Below are 15,669 nucleotides of genomic sequence, written 5' to 3' on the forward strand. Positions count from 1 at the left end.
TGTCGCAGCTTTAATATTGGACGCGCGGGCAGGGCGGCGTTACCTATCGACATCAGGCCTGAGGGCCGACCACCTCTTTGACTGGAATGGCATCATGGACGAGGACAAGGCACTCTATCCCCCGGTCGATCCCATCAGCGCGGGCCTGCGCGGCTGCTGCCCGCGCTGCGGCCAGGGCAAGCTGTTCGACGGCCTTCTGACGGTAAAGCCGGCCTGCGCCAATTGCGGCCTCGACTATTCCTTCGCCGATTCCGGTGATGGTCCCGTCGTCTTCGTGATCCTGATCGTCGGCTTTATCGTCGTCGGCTCGGCGCTGTGGATGGAGGTGAACTACAACCCACCGCTCTGGGTGCATTTCATGCTGTGGATACCCCTCGTCATCGTGCTCGGCCTCGCGCTGACGCGTATCCTCAAGGGCCTGCTCATCACCCTGCAATACCGCAACAATGCCCGCCCCGGCGAGATCGACCGTGGCTGAGGTTCCGGCAAGCCATCGTCCGCGTACGCCCGCGGGCAAAGGAAAGCTGGTCCTGACGGGCATCGCCTGCTTCATCGCGCTCGCCGTCCTGCTGTCGCTCGGCACCTGGCAGGTCCAGCGCCTGCACTGGAAGGAAAAGCTGCTTGCCGACATCGCCGAGCGCCGGGTCGCGGCACCCGTAGGCCTTGCCGATATCGAGGCGATGGCCGCCAAGGGCGAGGATATCGAATATCGCCCGGTCACCGTCACGGGCGTCTTCGCCAACAACCGCGAGCGCCACTTCTTCGCCACCTGGAACGGTCAGACCGGCTACTACGTCTATACGCCGCTCCAGCTCGCCGATGGCCGCTTCGTCTTCATCAACCGCGGTTTCGTGCCCTTCGAGGCAAAGGAGCCGGAGATGCGCAAGCAGGGCCAGCTCACCGGTGAGCAGACCGTGACCGGCCTTGCCCGCGCCCGCCTCGCCGGAAAGCCGTCTTCCATCGTGCCGGACAACGACGTCGCCAAGAACATCTTCTACTGGAAGGACCTTGACGTGATGGCCACGAGCACCGGCATATCCGCCGACAGGCTGGTGCCGTTCTTCGTCGATGCCGGCGATGCCCCGAACCCGAAGGGCCTGCCGATCGGCGGCGTCACCCAGTTCGACCTGCCGAACAACCACCTGCAATATGCCGTCACCTGGTATGGCCTGGCGGCCGCGCTTGTCGGTGTCGGCCTCTATGCGCTGTTGCGCCGAAAAGGTGATCGCCCGACACCCTGAAATGCCCTAGGAAGAACGGAGGCAAACGGGAGACGGACATGCAGACGCTGGCAACCATCCTCGTGGCGCTCATCGCGCTCGAGCACGTCTATATCCTCATCCTCGAAGTGTTTCTCTGGGCAACACCGCGCGGCCAAAAAACCTTCGGCATGACACAGGCGCAGGCGGAGGCCACGAAGGTGCTCGCCGCCAACCAGGGACTCTATAACGGCTTCCTCGCCGCCGGTCTGTTCTGGTCGCTCGTCCACCCCGATCCGGCCTTCGCCTATCAGATCAAATTGTTTTTCCTTGGCTGTGTGCTGGTCGCCGGCCTATATGGGGGCGCAACGGCCGCGCGGAAAATTTTCGTCATTCAGGCGGTTCCCGCGGCCATCGCCCTTGTTGCCGTCCTCATTGCCGGATAACCGAGACGCATGAACGAGAACCGACCAGATTTGACCATCAGGCTGTGCGGCCCGCGCGGCTTCTGCGCCGGCGTCGACCGCGCCATCCAGATCGTCGTGCTGGCGTTGAAGGCCTATGGCGCGCCCGTCTATGTGCGCCACGAGATCGTGCACAACCGCTATGTCGTGGAAGGACTGGAGGCCAAGGGCGCGATCTTCGTCGAGGAGCTCGACGAGATCCCCGAGGAGCACCGCAAGCAGCCCGTCGTCTTCTCCGCCCATGGCGTGCCGAAGTCGGTTCCGGCCGATGCGGAAAGCCGCAACCTTTTTTATCTCGACGCGACCTGCCCGCTGGTCTCCAAGGTGCACAAGCAGGCGATGCGCCACCAGCGCCTCGGCCGCCATGTCGTGCTGATCGGCCATGCCGGCCATCCCGAAGTCATCGGCACGATGGGCCAGCTGCCGGAAGGCTCCGTCTCGCTGATCGAGACCGTCGAGGATGCCGACAACTATACGCCGCCGGACCCGGACAATCTCGGCTTCGTGACGCAGACGACGCTGTCGGTGGACGACACGGCCGGCGTCATCAAGCGCCTGCACGAGCGGTTCCCGAACCTCACCGCCCCCGCCGCCGATTCCATCTGCTACGCCACGACCAACCGCCAGGAAGCGGTCAAGCAGGCAGCACCCGGCTGCGATCTCTTCCTCATCGTCGGCGCGCCCAACTCGTCGAATTCCAAGCGCCTCGTCGAAGTGGCGCTGCGCGCCGGCGCCACCAAGTCGGTGCTCGTTCAGCGCGCGTCGGAAATCGACTGGGAGACGATCGGCGATATCAGGACTGTCGGCCTGTCGGCCGGCGCATCGGCGCCCGAGGTGATCGTCAACGAGATCATCGAGGCTTTCCGCATGCGCTATAACGCCGTCGTGGAACTGGCTGATACGGTCGAGGAAAACGAACACTTCCTCGTCAATCGCGAGCTGCGCTCCATCGAACTCACCTCCGCCGACATGGCCTTTGTCAATGGAGAGTAAGGCGCTCCAGCGCGCCCGTTCTCCCTTCTTCACCCTGCAAGCCTGAGACCCGCCGTGGCCGTCTATACCGATATCACCGAAGACGATCTTTCCCGCTTCCTGACCGCCTATGACGCGGGCACGCTTCTGTCCTACAAGGGCATTGCCGAAGGCGTGGAGAATTCTAACTTCCTGCTGCATACCACCAAGGGCGCCTTCATCCTGACGCTCTATGAGAAGCGCGTGGATCGGGGCGACCTGCCGTTCTTCCTCGGCCTGATGCACCACCTGGCGGAAAATGGCCTGTCCTGCCCGCTGCCGCTGCCGCGCAACGACGGCGCGCTTTTGGGCGAACTCTCCGGCCGTCCCGCCGCCATGATCTCTTTCCTCGAAGGCATGTGGCTGAGGAAGCCGGCGGCGAAACATTGCCGCGAGGTCGGTCGGGCGCTCGCCCAGATGCATGTGGCCGGCGAAGGCTTTGCCATCACCCGCAAGAACGCGCTCTCCGTCGGCGGTTGGCGGCCGCTTTGGGAGAAGTCGGTGGATCGCGTCGACGAGGTCGAGACGGGCCTGCGCGACGAGATTACCAAGGAGCTTGCGACCCTTGAGGCCAACTGGCCAGAAGGGCTGCCGTCCGGCGTGATCCACGCCGATCTCTTCCCCGACAACGTCTTCTTCCTCGGTGACGATCTTTCGGGCCTCATCGATTTCTACTTCGCCTGCAATGACCTGCTCGCCTATGACGTCGCCATCTGCCTCAATGCCTGGTGCTTCGAGAAGGACGGTTCGTTCAATCTCACCAAGGGCATGGCGCTACTGGAGGGTTACGAGAGCGTGCGCCCGCTTTCCGACGAGGAGGCGGCCGCCCTGCCGTTGCTTGCACGTGGCTCGGCCTTGCGCTTCTTCCTGACGCGCCTCTACGATTGGCTGATGACCCCGCCCGGCGCGCTGGTCGTCAAGAAGGATCCGCTGGAATATCTGCGTAAGCTGCGCTTCCACCGGCAGGTCCGGAGCCCCGCGGAATACGGTCTCTCGCGATGAAGCATGTCGATATCTTCACGGACGGCGCCTGTTCGGGCAACCCGGGTCCCGGCGGCTGGGGCGCGGTGCTGCGCTATGGCGAGGTCGAGAAGGAACTTTCCGGCGGCGAGGCTGAGACCACCAACAACCGTATGGAACTGACGGCGGCGATGAGCGCGCTGACGGCGCTGAAGACGCCCTGCGAGGTCGATCTCTACACGGACTCGAAATACGTCATGGACGGCATTTCGAAATGGATTTTCGGCTGGAAGAAGAACGGCTGGAAGACTGCCGACAAGAAGCCGGTGAAAAACGGCGATCTCTGGCAGGCGCTCGATGCCGCACGCCTGAAGCACAAGGTCGAATGGCACTGGGTCAAGGGCCATGCCGGCCATCCCGAAAACGAACGGGCAGACGAACTCGCCCGCAAGGGCATGGCGCCGTTCAAGAAGGGCGGTTGACGCCACCGCTCACGGATCGAGGAACACGTCCTTCAACCCCTCGGCCGCCATGGCGACCTGAAGCGGAATGATCTCCACCGTCGCAAGTCCGTGCTCTTGGAACGGATCGGTCTTCAGCAGCGCTTCGACCGCCTCGAGGCTCTCGCCGCGTGTCAGGATGACGCCGCCGGTGCGCGGCACGCGCCGGCCGGAAAGCAGCAACGTGCCCTCGGCATAGTGCTTGCGCAGCCACGCGATATGGGCGTCGACATGCTTGTCGATCTCCTCCAGCGGCCTGACATAGGTGAGGATGGCGACATAGATCGGCGGCACGGGGCAAGTTCTCCAGACGCGAAAACGGGCCACGGCGAGGCCGTGACCCGCAGGGATCAGTTCAGAGCTGCTCGATCATCGCAGCGGCACCCGAGACGGTCGCCTGACCGGGGCTTTCCTCGACATTCAGCGTCTTCACCACGCCGTCCTCGACGAGCATGGAGTAGCGCTTCGAGCGTACACCGAGTGTGCCGGCGGAGAGATCGACATCCATGCCGAGCGCCTTGGTGAAGGCGGCGTCCCAGTCGGCGAGGAAGCGCAGCTTGCCAGCACCACCGGTGGAATTGGCCCAGGCGCCCATGACGTGATGGTCGTTGACGGCGACGACGGCGATGTCGTCCACGCCCTTGCCGAGAATGGCATCGCGGTTTTCCAGATAGCCCGGCAGGTGGTTCAGCGAGCAGGTGGGCGTAAACGCGCCGGGCACGGCGAAGAGCACGACGCGCTTGCCCTTGAAGAGGTCCGCGGTCGAAACCTCGGCGGGACCATCCGGCGTGCGTTCCTTGATCTTGAGGTCGGGCAGCTTGTCTCCAACGGCAATGGTCACGGCGTCTCTCCTGTCAGGTCAATATCATTGAGGGCGGGCGGCCGAAAAAGGCCGGGGAGGGGACTATAGGCGACGATCACTCGATGGCAAGCGGGCTTTCCATCGTCTTGTCGCCGGCTCTGACGGTAAGCTTGATCGGGTTTTTGGCAAGGTCGAAGACCTTCGGCTTGTGCAGCACCGGCACCTCGGCGATGAAGACACCGCCATCGCGGCGCACGGGACCGGCCGCGCCGAATTCGAAGGTCGAGGTGCCCGACAGGAAAACATCCGGCATCGCGCCTTCCGCAGGCGCCTCGAAGCGCACGGAAATGCTCTTGCCGTCGGCTGCCCATCGCCCCGACAACGGCTTGAAGCCGTCGCCCGCGCCATGCGGCAGCGTCGCATCGGCGTCCGAGATCGCCATCGCCTCCAGCGGATTGGCAAAGCTCTCGGCGCTCGCATCTGCCGTCAGTTCCGCCTGTACGGGGATGCAGATGTCCTTGCAGACGCCGAGAAAGACGGTTGCGGTGATCGCGCCACCCGCGGGTTTGGCGAGCGTCAGCGGCAGGCGCACGGGCGCGTCATAGCCGATATAGTGGTTGGTCTGGTCGCCGAGGCGTTTTGGCGCAGGAAAGCCGACAGAGGTCAGCTCCGCCCCGCTGACGGCGACCGACGGCGGGATACCGCTGCCGCCGGGATCGCGCCAATAAGTCTTCCAGCCGTCATGCAGCCGGATGTCGAGCATGGCGCGCACCGTGCCGTCGGCATTGGCCGGCAGCGCGATGAGACGCACATCACCGCCCGGCGTCTCGACCCAGGGCGAAGTCGCGGCGACAGCGGGGGAACAGGCGAAAAGCAGCGCGAAAGCAGCGGTTTCCAAGCGTCTCATGCACAGATATCTAGCGCCGGCGGTCTTGGCTTTCCAGCGGCAAACACGGATGACGTCATCATAAATGCTTGATCAGGCGTGAACGAGCCATAGCTCTTCTGAGAGGGCTGGCATGCCGCGCCGACCAAAAAGAATGCTTTTCATTTGGCGGCGAATTGGTAGGCTGTTTCCCATCATGGCTATCTCGGTTCTGAAAAACAAACGAGAACGTGGCTTCCTTGACGGTCAGTTCCTGATCGCCATGCCGGGGATGGCCGATGCCAATTTTGCCCGCACCGTCGTCTATATCTGCGCGCATTCCGAAGACGGCGCCATGGGCTTCGTCATCAACCGGCCGCAGCAATTGAGCTTTTCCGACGTGCTTCTGCATCTCGATCTCGTCGGTGAGGACGAGGTGATCCGTCTGCCGGGCTCGACGCTGAATTTCCCCATCCGCTGCGGCGGCCCGGTCGAAAGCGGCCGCGGCTTCGTACTGCATTCGGATGACTATATGTCGGAATCGTCCATTCCCGTCAGTGACGATATTTCGCTCACGGCCACACTCGATATCGTGCGTGCCATTTCGCGTGGGCACGGGCCGCAGCGCGGCCTGATGATGCTCGGTTATGCTGGCTGGGGCGCGGGGCAGATCGAAAACGAGATTGGCGCCAATGGCTGGCTGACCTGCCCGGCGCAGGAAGAGTTGATCTTCGACACCAATCTCGACAACAAATACGAGCGGGCGCTTGGCCTGATGGGCATCACACCCGCCATGCTGTCGACGGAAGCCGGCCACGCCTGAGAGCGGCGGTATTCATTTTTCGTTGGAACTTGTGCGGCGCTTCGCCGTTGTCTTGCCGCGTGAAGGAACACGCCGCAACAACAGGAGTATGACGGTGGGTAGCACGAGCGACAAAATCAAGGGCACGGCAAACGAACTGGCTGGCAAGGCCAAGCAGGCAGCCGGCAAAGCGACGGACAATCAGAAGCTGCACGCCGAAGGCGCCGGCCAGGAAGCCAAGGGCAAGACCCAGAAGGCCGTTGGCAAGGCCAAGGATGCCGTCAAGGGCGCGGTCGATCGCCTGTGACAGGGCGCGGGGTTATCGCGACCCCAGACCTGATTTTCGATACCCGCATCGGCCCGGCCGGTGCGGGTATCGTGCTGAGAGCAGCTCCTCATCCGGATAGACCATGAAGCTCTTCACCTGCGAAACCTGCGGCCAGACCACCCATTTCGACAATCGCCTCTGCGTGCGCTGCGGCTCCTCGCTCGGCTTTCTCTCTGAGGATATGACCCTGCATGCGCTCGTTCCGGAAGGCGAGGGGTTGTGGCGGATATCTCCGCGGGAGGGGCTTTACCGTTTCTGCGACAACGCCGTGCAGGACGTCTGCAACTGGATCCTTCCGGCGGATAGCGCGCACGCCTTCTGCCCGGCCTGCCGGCACAACCGCATCGTGCCGACGACCGACCCCAAGGGCTTGGAGCGCTGGCGGCGCATCGGCGCTGCGCAACGCCATCTCTTCTACTCCATCCTGCGCTGGAACCTGCCGCATCCGACGCGCGAGGAGGATCCTGCCGGCGGCCTCGTCTTCGATTTCCTCGCCGACGAACTGGATGCAGGTGGCAATGTCGTGGCCGCCGCCATGACCGGCCACGAGGACGGCCTGATCAGCCTGCGCGCGGCCGAAGCCGATGACGAGGTGCGCGAAAGCGTTCGCGTCTCCATGCACGAGCCCTACCGCACATTGCTCGGCCATTTCCGCCACGAGATCGGTCATTTCTATTGGACGCAGCTCATCCGTGACGACGCGACCTTGGAGGAGGCGCGCCGCCTGTTCGGCGACGAGCGCGAGGACTATGCCGCCGCCCTGCAGCGTAATTACGAGCAGGGGCCGCCAGCTGACTGGCCGCTGCATTTCATAAGTACCTATGCGAGCTGCCACCCGTCAGAGGATTTCGCCGAGTGCTGGGCGCATTTCTTCCACATCGTCGATACATTGGAAACCGCGCGCGCCTTCGGTCTCAACACGGATCCGAAGGGTCACGAGGAGCTCGAAGCCGAAATCACCTTCGACCCCTACCGTGCGCCGAGTGCCGGACGTCTCGTCGAAAGCTGGATCCCGCTTTCCGTCGCCATGAACGCCATCCAGCGCTCCATGGGCCAGCCCGACAGCTACCCCTTCGTGCTGCCGCCGACAGTCGTCGAAAAACTCGATTTCATCAACCGGCTGGTGCGTCAATCGGCGGGGTAGCCGAGCGGGCGTCCTTACGCCCGCTTCATCAGCGGAAACCGTTCCTTGAGCAGCCGCTGCACCGAATCGTAGCCGATCGGCGGGCCGAAGAGGTAGCTCTGGCCGAATTCGCAGCCCATGTTGTCAAGCTCGATCGCGTCCTCCTCGGACTCGATGCCCTCAGCCACCACCTGCATTTCCAGTTCCCGCGCCATCGATATGACGGAGCGTAGCAGGACGCCGCGCTTGTCAGACCCGTCGCGCACCAGCGCCTTGTCGATCTTGATCGTATCGAAGGGGAAGCGGGTGAGGTAAGCGAGCGAGGAATGGCCCGTGCCGAAATCATCGAGCGCGAGGCCAAGCCCGATATCCTTCAGCTTGGCGAGGATGAGGCGGGCCTGCTCCGGGTTCTCCATGACGATGGATTCGGTAAGTTCCAGCTTGAGCTTCTGCGGCTCGCAACGGGTCTTGGCGAGGGCCGCGCGCACGTCGTTGTAGAGCTCGTTGTTGAGCAACTGGGCGCTCGACAGGTTGACCGAGACGAAGACGGGCAGGTCACCGGTCTGGAGCTGCCAGTCCATCAGGTCGCTCGCCGCCTTGTCGAAGGCGAAGAGGCCGAGCTGGTTGATGAGGTCGGAGGCTTCGGCGATCGGGATGAATTCTGCCGGCGAGATATTGCCGCGCTTGGGATGATCCCAGCGCATCAGGGCCTCGAAGCCGGCGATCTCGGCGTCCTTCAGCCGCACGATCGGCTGGTAGACCAGCGACAGTTCCTTGCGCTCGATGGCGCGGCGCAGGTCCGTCTCGATCTGCAGGCGGTCGGCGCCGAAGGTGCGGAAGGCGGGGCGGAACGGCTCGACGCGGTTGCCGCCGGCCTTTTTTGCCCGGTACATGGCAAGCTCGGCGTCGTTCAGCAGACCCGGGGCATCCTCCTGCTGGTCGACCCAGGAGACGAGGCCGATGGAGGCCGTCAGGATGATCTCACGGCCGCCGAAATTGATCGGCACCATGATCGCCTTGCTGACCGCATCGGCAAAATCGGCGACCTTAGCCGGATCGCGCTCCGACATCAGGATCAGGCCAAACTGGTCGCCCGAAAGGCGCGCCAGCGTATCCTGCGGCTTCAAGAGGCGGCGCAGGCGGCGGGTCAGCGCGATCAGGATATTGTCACCGGCGGCGATGCCGAGCGCATCGTTGACCTGCTTGTAACGGTCGATGTCGATGGTCAGCACGGTCGGGCGCACATTGTCGGAGCTGCCGGTCAAGGACAGGATCGACTGAAGACGGTCGAGGAAGACCTGGCGGTTCGGCAGGCCGGTCAGGTTGTCGTGCAGCGCATCCTGCAAGAGGCGGTCGACGGAATTGCGCTGCTCGGTGATGTCGATGATCGTGCCGACACAGCGGATGATTTCGCCATTGGCGCCGAGCACGGGCCGCGCGCGGATGGAGAGCCAGTGATAGTGGCCATCCTCGGCGCGCACGCGGAATTGATGGTTGAGCCGGCCCTTGCGGTGTTCCAAGAGCACGTCGAGCGTGGCGCGGAAACGGTCGCGGTCGTCGGGATGCAGGCGCGGCAGCCAGTTGCGCGCCGGGCCGTGCATGACGCCGGGGGCAAGGCCGAGCTGGATGGAGATGTCGGGAATGGTGACGACGCGGTCGCGCGCCACGTCCCAGTCCCAGACGGTATCGCCCGAGCCGGTCAGCGCCAGCGACTGGCGCTCCAGGTCGGAGAACAGGCCCTGGCTATAGGCGCCGCCGGCAAAGGCGTGCTGCATCACGGTGAAGCCTATGAGCAGCACGATGAGAACGAGGCCGCCGCCGAGCGCCGGCTGGATGATGTCGTTGTTGAGCTGGCCCGTCACCGTCAGCCAGGCGCCGAACAGCCAGACGAGGATCAGCGCCCAGGCAGGCACCAGCAGGATGGCGCGGTCGTAGCGGTTGAAGCCGAGATAGGCGATCAAGATGATGCCGACGGTTCCGGTCAGCGCGAAGGAGAGACGCGCGATGCCCGAGGCGATCGGCGGGTCGTAGATCGCGACGCCGAAGAGCAGGCCGAGGCCGAGGATCCAGGCGAGCGTCGCATAGGACAGATGCGCGTGCCAGCGGTTAAGGTTGAGATAGGTGAACAGGAAGACCACGAGGCCGGCCGCGAGGAACACCTCGGTTCCCGCGCGCCATATTCGCTCGTCGCCGGCCGTGATGCTGATGAGCTTCGACAGGAAGCCGAAATCCACGCAGATATAGCCCAACACCGCCCAGGCGAGTGCGGCCGTCGCCGGCAGCATGGAGGTGCCCTTCACCACGAAGAGGATGGTCAGGAACACCGCAAGCAGGCCGGCAATGCCGAGCACGATGCCGCGGTAGAGCGTGAAGGCGTTGACCGTGTCCTTGTAGGCGTCCGGTTCCCAGAGATAGATTTGCGGCAGGTCCGGGGTCGCAAGCTCGGCGACGAAAGTGACGACCGTGCCGGGGTTGAGCGTGATGCGGAAGACGTCCGCCTCCTCGCTCTGCTGGCGGTCGAGCGCGAAACCTTCGCTCGGGGTGATCGAGATGATGCGCTTGGCGCCGAGATCCGGCCAGAACAGCTTTGATTGCACGAGGCGGAAATGCGGCGCGACGATCAGACGGTCGATCTGCTCTTCCGAGACATTGGCGAGCGCGAAGACGGCCCAGTCGCCCTGGTGCTCGTCGGAGGTGGCGCGCACCTCGATGCGGCGCACGATGCCGTCGGTGCCCGGCGCGGTGGAGACCTGGAAGGCCTCGCCGCGGCCGGTATAGATCTCGGTGGTGGCCGTCAGATCGAGTGCTGTGTCGTCACGAGAAATCTTGACCGGTTCGACGGCGAAGGCGCGGCCGGTCAGCATGCCGGCGAAGAGCATCGTCGTCAGAAGGATGAGGGCGAGCAACCGGCTGGCACGCAGCGTTTGCGGCACGGATGAAGAACTCATTGAAAGCGCATTGTCCTTAGGTAACTGCCCAGTCCTGTCGCGCCCTTCATGTCGCTCACGACGGCCTGTCGGCTGCCAGAAGCGAAAACATCACGTGGTCGCGCCACTCCCCGTTTATCTTCAGATACTCCCGAAGGTAGCCTTCCTGCCGAAAGCCGGCCTTTTCAAGGAGACGGATGCTTCTTGTATTGTCTGGAATACAGGCTGCCTCGATACGGTGCAACTGAAGGCTCGAAAAGATATAGGGAATGACCAGCTTAAGGGCGCCGAACATGTGCCCCTGACCGGCATGGCGCTCGCCCATCCAGTAGCCGATCATGCAGCATTGCGCCGCACCACGCCTGATATAGCCGACGGTGAGGCCGCCGAGCAGCGTTTTCTCCGCCTGTTCGAAAACGAAGAGCGGCACGGCCTGGCCGGATGAAAATTCCTGTTCATTTCGGATGACGCGGGCCCGAAACGAACTTTCCGTCAGCTCGTCTCCCCGCCAGGTCGGTTCCCACGGCTCGAGAAAGCGCCGGCTTTCGGAGCGAAGCTGATACCATTGCCGGTAGTCATGGAAGCGCGGGAGGCGAAGCAGATGCCGGTCGTCGGCCAGTTCCACGGTGTCGGACTGCCGGGACAGAAACCGAAAAACCGATCGTGTCATGCAGCCCACTCCGCGCGCCGCCCCAGTGGCAAGCCTTTCAGAGATAAGATTATGCCGAGAGGCTTGCTGCCGTCAAATGGCCGGCATGGCTTGCGCGGCAAAGCCTGCCGCCTATGCTGCGCGCCGCGCCAGATATCGAAAGGAACCGCCATGCAGAAAACCGTCACCGTCCTCGATCGGGCGCAATGGGAAAAACGGCCCGACGTCTGGCATGGCGAATTCGAGGGTAAGCTCTTCGGCACTAGCGCCTCCGTGATGTTTTACACCACGGACGAGATCGGCCGCGGGCCACCGCTGCACCGCCATCCCTATGACGAGGTCTTCATCGTCAGAGAGGGGCGTGCGCTCTTCACGGTGGGCGATACGCAACTGGAGGCCGCGGCGGGGCAGATCGTCTTCGGGCCGGCCAATGTGCCGCACAAATTCGTCAATCTCGGCCCCGGCCGGCTGGAGACGACGGACATCCATCTGACCGATGTCTTCGTGCAGGAGGATTTGGAATAGGGGCGCGCCGGCCACCATCGCGGGAAAATGGTCTTGTTTTGGTGCTATGCAAAAGCCGCATGCCTGCGGTGTAAGCATATGCATTTTCTCTGAGCAGGGGATCGACTATCTATTGATCAACGCAAGAGACAAACACGAAACAAACCCAAAGGACCTGACAAATGAACATCTTCGCAAAGCTCAAGAAGAATGCCGCCGAACGCCGCGCCGTCCGTGAACTCGGTGCCCTCGATGACCGCGCCCTGCAGGACCTCGGCATCTCCCGCGCCAACATCCAGGCTGCCGTCAAGGGCATGGTCGTTTTCGGCTGATACGGCTTCGGGGCTGATGCCCCGCGCTACGAGGGATGACATCGGCGCGCCCGACACGGCAGCGCCAGCCCGGTCATCCCTGATACCCGATCGGGATTTTCCTCCCAAGTCCCGACCAAGCAACCCGCCGCAAGGCGGGTTTTGTTTTTTGAGCTGTTTTCGATCCGTCAGGATGGCGTGCGCCTAAGGCGCACGCATTGATTGATCAACTCGCCGCGCGGTCGATCGTTCCGCGCGACAGCGAGCGGGTGATGTCGCCGGTCGGGACGAGGTGTTCGAGCGGGCCGATGGCCGAGATCGTCGGGACGGTGTCGAAGAACAGGCGGCCGGCGAGGTCGGTCAGGCGCTCGACGGTGATGCCCTGCAGGCGTTCCATCAGCTCTTCATTCGGGATCGGGCGGCCGTAGAGCATCATCTGGCGGGCGATCTGGCCGGCGCGGGCGGCCGGGCTTTCCTGGCCCATCAGAAGCTGGGCGCGGATTTGCGCACGCGCGCGCTCGATTTCCTGCTGGTGGATGGTTTCCGACGACTTCTTCAGCTCGTCGAAGATGACGGGCATCAGTTCCGGCAGGTTCTCGCCGCCGGTCGCGGCATGGATGCCGAAGATGCCGGTATCGGAAAAGCCCCAGTGGAAGGCGTAGATCGAATAACACAGGCCGCGATGCTCACGCACTTCTTGGAAGAGGCGGGAGGACATGCCGCCGCCGAGGATGTTGGCGAGAATCTGCGAACAGTAGAAATCGCGGGCATGATAGGCCTTGCCCTCGAAGCCGAGCAGCACCTGCGCATCCATCAGGTCGCGCGTCTCGCGCACGTCGCCGCCGGTATAGCGGGCGGGTTCGAAGACCGGCGAGACTTTTGGCGCGGTGGGCAGGCTGGCGAAGCGCGTCTCGACCTGGCGGACGAAATCGTCATGATCGACGGCGCCGGCCGCGACGACGAACATGCGGTCCGTCGTGTAGTTGCGGTCGAGATAGCTGCGGATTTCGCCGGGCGAGAAGGAGAGCACGGTTTCCGGCGTGCCGAGAATGGCGCGGCCGATGATCTGGTCGCGATAGGCGACCTCGGAGAACTTGTCGAAGACCACGTCGTCGGGCGTGTCGTTCGCAGCACCGATCTCCTGCAGGATGACGTGTTTCTCGCGGCGCAGTTCCTCGTCGTCGAAGACGGATTCCGTCAGGATGTCGGCGAGGATATCGACCGCGAGCGGGACGTGGTCCTTCAGCACGCGGGCATAGTAGGAGGTGGTTTCCGTCGAGGTGGCGGCGTTGACTTCGCCGCCGACATTTTCGATTTCCTCGGCGATCTGGCGGGCGGAGCGGCGCTCGGTGCCCTTGAAGGCCATGTGTTCCAGGAGGTGGGCGATGCCGTGCTCGTCCGCGGTTTCGTTTCGCGACCCCGACTTGATCCATACGCCGAGAGCCACACTCTCGAGATGGGGCATGTTTTCGGTCACCACGGTCAACCCGGAAGCAAGCCGGGTGCACTCAACTTTCATCATGCGCACTTTCTGCGTTTTTAGCCTTTCCGCCGCCCGCGGGAAACCGGAAAGGCCCTCCCTGTAAACACGCAATGCCGGGTGCAGCCGCTCCCGGCCTCGCCCTAGCCCCGGATTCGCGAATGGTTGCCGATGAAGGCTTCCACGACGTCGAGCTCAGCGCTCAGCACGTCAAAACGCTCCTCCCTTTGCATCAGGTCAGCAAGCCACGATGGAAGCGCCGGGTCAATACCGCACGCCGATTTTACTGCGGCGGGGAATTTTGCCGGATGCGCGGTGGCGAGCGTCACCATCGGAGCGCCCGGTTTCTCGTGCCTTGCGGCGACGAAGACGCCGATCGCCGAATGCGGATCGAGCAGGTAGCCGGTGTCGGCGAGCGTCGTCTTGATGGTTTTCGCGACCTCCTTCTCCGAGGCACGGCCGGCGCGGAACTCCTTGCGGATCGCCTTCAGCGCCTTTTCCTCGATCTCGAAGGCACCGGATTGCTTGAGGCTGTCCATCGCGCGGCGCACCGCACCGGCATCGCGGCCATGGGCCTCGAACAGCAGGCGTTCGAAATTGGAGGAGATCTGGATGTCCATCGACGGCGAGGTGGTCGCCTTGACGCCCTTCATCTCGTAGCGGCCCGTCTTCATCGTGCGGGCGAGAATGTCGTTCTCGTTGGTGGCGATGACCAGCTTGTCGATCGGCAGGCCCATGCGCTTGGCGCCGTAGCCGGCGAAGATATCGCCGAAATTGCCGGTGGGAACGGTGAAGGAGACCTTCCGGTCCGGTGCGCCGAGGGCAACGGCCGTCGTGAAGTAATAGACGATCTGGGCCATGATGCGCGCCCAGTTGATCGAGTTGACGCCCGAAAGCTTCATGCCGTCGCGGAATTTCGTGTCGTTGAACATCGCCTTCACGAGATTCTGGCAGTCGTCGAAATTGCCCTTTATGGCGAGCGCGTGGACGTTCTTTTCTTTGGAGGTGGTCATCTGGCGCTGCTGCACCGGCGAGACCTTGCCCTCGGGGAAGAGGATGAAGATATCGGTGCGCTCGCGGCCGGCAAAGGCGTCGATGGCGGCACCACCGGTATCGCCCGAGGTCGCGCCGACGATGGTGGCGCGCTCGCCGCGCACGGAAAGCGCATGGTCCATCAGGCGGGCGAGCAGCTGCATCGCCACGTCCTTGAAGGCGAGCGTCGTGCCGTGGAACAGTTCCATGACGAAGGAATTCGGGCCGATCTGCACGAGCGGCGCGATCGCCGGATGGCGGAAGGTGGCATAGGCCTCGTCGATCATCGCCCGGAATTTTTCCGCCGGGATGTCACCCTCGACGAAGGGCGAGAGAACCGTAAACGCGATCTCCTGGTAGGACTTGCCGCGCAGCGCCCGGATCTCCTTCTTGGAGAAGGTCGGCCATTCGCGCGGCACATAGAGGCCGCCGTCGCGGGCAAGCCCGGCGAGAAGCGCATCGGAGAAGCCGAGGGAAGGGGCCTCGCCCCGCGTCGAAACATAATCCACGTTCACAGGTCCTTGGAATGGTTGGGGGGTGCGGACGGGATCGTCCACCGGTCGTTCGGTCGCTGTGCTGCCATCGTCCTTCCGACCTTACCCGAAAGGCCACGCCTGCTGCAGGTCTCTTTGCGGCAGATCGTGGCAATGCCGTTGCATGCGGCCCGTCGAAACGGGCCCTCCGAAATTCTGCGGGCGGTTTCATTCGAGCA

General features: G+C 63.5%; 18 protein-coding genes. 11 read left to right on the plus strand and 7 right to left on the minus strand.

Annotation, left to right across the window (positions count from 1 at the left end; genetic code table 11):
- Positions 1-94 precede the first annotated feature (94 nt).
- From D0Y60_RS08565 to rnhA, 6 genes are read left to right on the plus strand one after another with little or no spacing between them, the layout of a single operon-like run.
- Positions 95-478 carry a DUF983 domain-containing protein gene (locus D0Y60_RS08565; RefSeq protein ID WP_117368803.1) on the plus strand — a complete coding sequence of 128 codons (384 nt, stop codon included), beginning with the start codon at positions 95-97 and terminating at the stop codon, positions 476-478.
- Positions 447-1,241, plus strand: coding sequence for an SURF1 family protein (locus D0Y60_RS08570; protein WP_117368805.1), 795 nt, complete (start codon positions 447-449; stop codon positions 1,239-1,241). The genes D0Y60_RS08565 and D0Y60_RS08570 overlap by 32 nt, the downstream gene beginning before the upstream one ends.
- Positions 1,242-1,279: 38 nt before the next feature.
- The gene (locus D0Y60_RS08575) at positions 1,280-1,645 is read left to right on the plus strand and encodes a DUF1304 domain-containing protein (protein ID WP_117368807.1); all 366 of its coding nucleotides are present in this window, start codon (positions 1,280-1,282) and stop codon (positions 1,643-1,645) included.
- Positions 1,646-1,654: 9 nt separating this feature from the next.
- Entirely contained in the window at positions 1,655-2,656 is a 1,002-nt protein-coding gene (gene ispH / locus D0Y60_RS08580) for a 4-hydroxy-3-methylbut-2-enyl diphosphate reductase (protein ID WP_117368809.1), read from the plus strand.
- A gap of 54 nt (positions 2,657-2,710) precedes the next feature.
- Positions 2,711-3,676, plus strand: a complete 966-nt coding sequence (locus D0Y60_RS08585; RefSeq protein WP_117368811.1) for a homoserine kinase — start codon at positions 2,711-2,713, stop codon at positions 3,674-3,676.
- On the plus strand, positions 3,673-4,116 hold the full coding sequence (gene rnhA, locus D0Y60_RS08590) for a ribonuclease HI (RefSeq protein WP_117368813.1): 444 nt from the start codon (positions 3,673-3,675) through the stop codon (positions 4,114-4,116). Before D0Y60_RS08585 ends, rnhA begins: the two co-directional genes overlap by 4 nt.
- Before the next feature lie 9 nt (positions 4,117-4,125).
- Here the strand turns inward: rnhA and D0Y60_RS08595 are convergent, their stop codons facing one another.
- The 3 genes from D0Y60_RS08595 to D0Y60_RS08605 form a co-directional block, all read right to left on the minus strand.
- Complete coding sequence (locus D0Y60_RS08595; RefSeq protein ID WP_199564149.1) at positions 4,126-4,419, minus strand: YciI family protein; 294 nt, start codon at positions 4,417-4,419, stop codon at positions 4,126-4,128.
- Positions 4,420-4,489: 70 nt separating this feature from the next.
- Complete coding sequence (locus D0Y60_RS08600; protein ID WP_117368817.1) at positions 4,490-4,975, minus strand: peroxiredoxin; 486 nt, start codon at positions 4,973-4,975, stop codon at positions 4,490-4,492.
- A gap of 76 nt (positions 4,976-5,051) precedes the next feature.
- Entirely contained in the window at positions 5,052-5,843 is a 792-nt protein-coding gene (locus D0Y60_RS08605; protein WP_117368819.1) for a protein-disulfide reductase DsbD domain-containing protein, read from the minus strand.
- Between the two features lie 175 nt (positions 5,844-6,018).
- Between D0Y60_RS08605 and D0Y60_RS08610 the strand changes: the two genes are divergently transcribed.
- From D0Y60_RS08610 to D0Y60_RS08620, 3 genes are all read left to right on the plus strand, one after another.
- Positions 6,019-6,624 carry a YqgE/AlgH family protein gene (locus D0Y60_RS08610; RefSeq protein WP_117368821.1) on the plus strand — a complete coding sequence of 202 codons (606 nt, stop codon included), beginning with the start codon at positions 6,019-6,021 and terminating at the stop codon, positions 6,622-6,624.
- A gap of 94 nt (positions 6,625-6,718) precedes the next feature.
- Positions 6,719-6,910, plus strand: coding sequence for a CsbD family protein (locus D0Y60_RS08615; protein ID WP_117369681.1), 192 nt, complete (start codon positions 6,719-6,721; stop codon positions 6,908-6,910).
- 103 nt (positions 6,911-7,013) lie between these two features.
- Positions 7,014-8,075 (plus strand): putative zinc-binding metallopeptidase, encoded by a 1,062-nt coding sequence (locus D0Y60_RS08620; RefSeq protein WP_117368823.1) that lies wholly within the window; start codon positions 7,014-7,016, stop codon positions 8,073-8,075.
- 14 nt (positions 8,076-8,089) lie between these two features.
- On the opposite strand, the gene D0Y60_RS08625 is transcribed toward D0Y60_RS08620, so the two are convergent.
- Together D0Y60_RS08625 and D0Y60_RS08630 are read right to left on the minus strand one after the other, a co-directional pair.
- Positions 8,090-11,002 carry an EAL domain-containing protein gene (locus tag D0Y60_RS08625; protein WP_117368825.1) on the minus strand — a complete coding sequence of 971 codons (2,913 nt, stop codon included), beginning with the start codon at positions 11,000-11,002 and terminating at the stop codon, positions 8,090-8,092.
- A 55-nt stretch (positions 11,003-11,057) separates the two neighbouring features.
- Positions 11,058-11,651 carry a GNAT family protein gene (locus D0Y60_RS08630; protein ID WP_117368827.1) on the minus strand — a complete coding sequence of 198 codons (594 nt, stop codon included), beginning with the start codon at positions 11,649-11,651 and terminating at the stop codon, positions 11,058-11,060.
- Positions 11,652-11,801: 150 nt separating this feature from the next.
- On the opposite strand from D0Y60_RS08630, the gene D0Y60_RS08635 reads away from it, so the two are divergent.
- Positions 11,802-12,155 (plus strand): cupin domain-containing protein, encoded by a 354-nt coding sequence (locus D0Y60_RS08635; protein WP_199564128.1) that lies wholly within the window; start codon positions 11,802-11,804, stop codon positions 12,153-12,155.
- Positions 12,156-12,316: 161 nt separating this feature from the next.
- A complete protein-coding gene (locus D0Y60_RS08640; protein ID WP_117368829.1) occupies positions 12,317-12,466 on the plus strand; it encodes a DUF1127 domain-containing protein in 150 nt (49 codons plus the stop codon).
- Between the two features lie 205 nt (positions 12,467-12,671).
- On the opposite strand, the gene D0Y60_RS08645 is transcribed toward D0Y60_RS08640, so the two are convergent.
- On the minus strand, positions 12,672-13,967 hold the full coding sequence (locus D0Y60_RS08645; RefSeq protein ID WP_117368831.1) for a pitrilysin family protein: 1,296 nt from the start codon (positions 13,965-13,967) through the stop codon (positions 12,672-12,674).
- Positions 13,968-14,068: 101 nt separating this feature from the next.
- Positions 14,069-15,466 carry a threonine synthase gene (gene thrC, locus D0Y60_RS08650; protein ID WP_117369685.1) on the minus strand — a complete coding sequence of 466 codons (1,398 nt, stop codon included), beginning with the start codon at positions 15,464-15,466 and terminating at the stop codon, positions 14,069-14,071.
- Between the last annotated feature and the right edge of the window lie 203 nt (positions 15,467-15,669).

This window comes from Shinella sp. WSJ-2, from assembly GCF_003432075.1.
Taxonomy (GTDB): Bacteria; Pseudomonadota; Alphaproteobacteria; order Rhizobiales; family Rhizobiaceae; genus Shinella.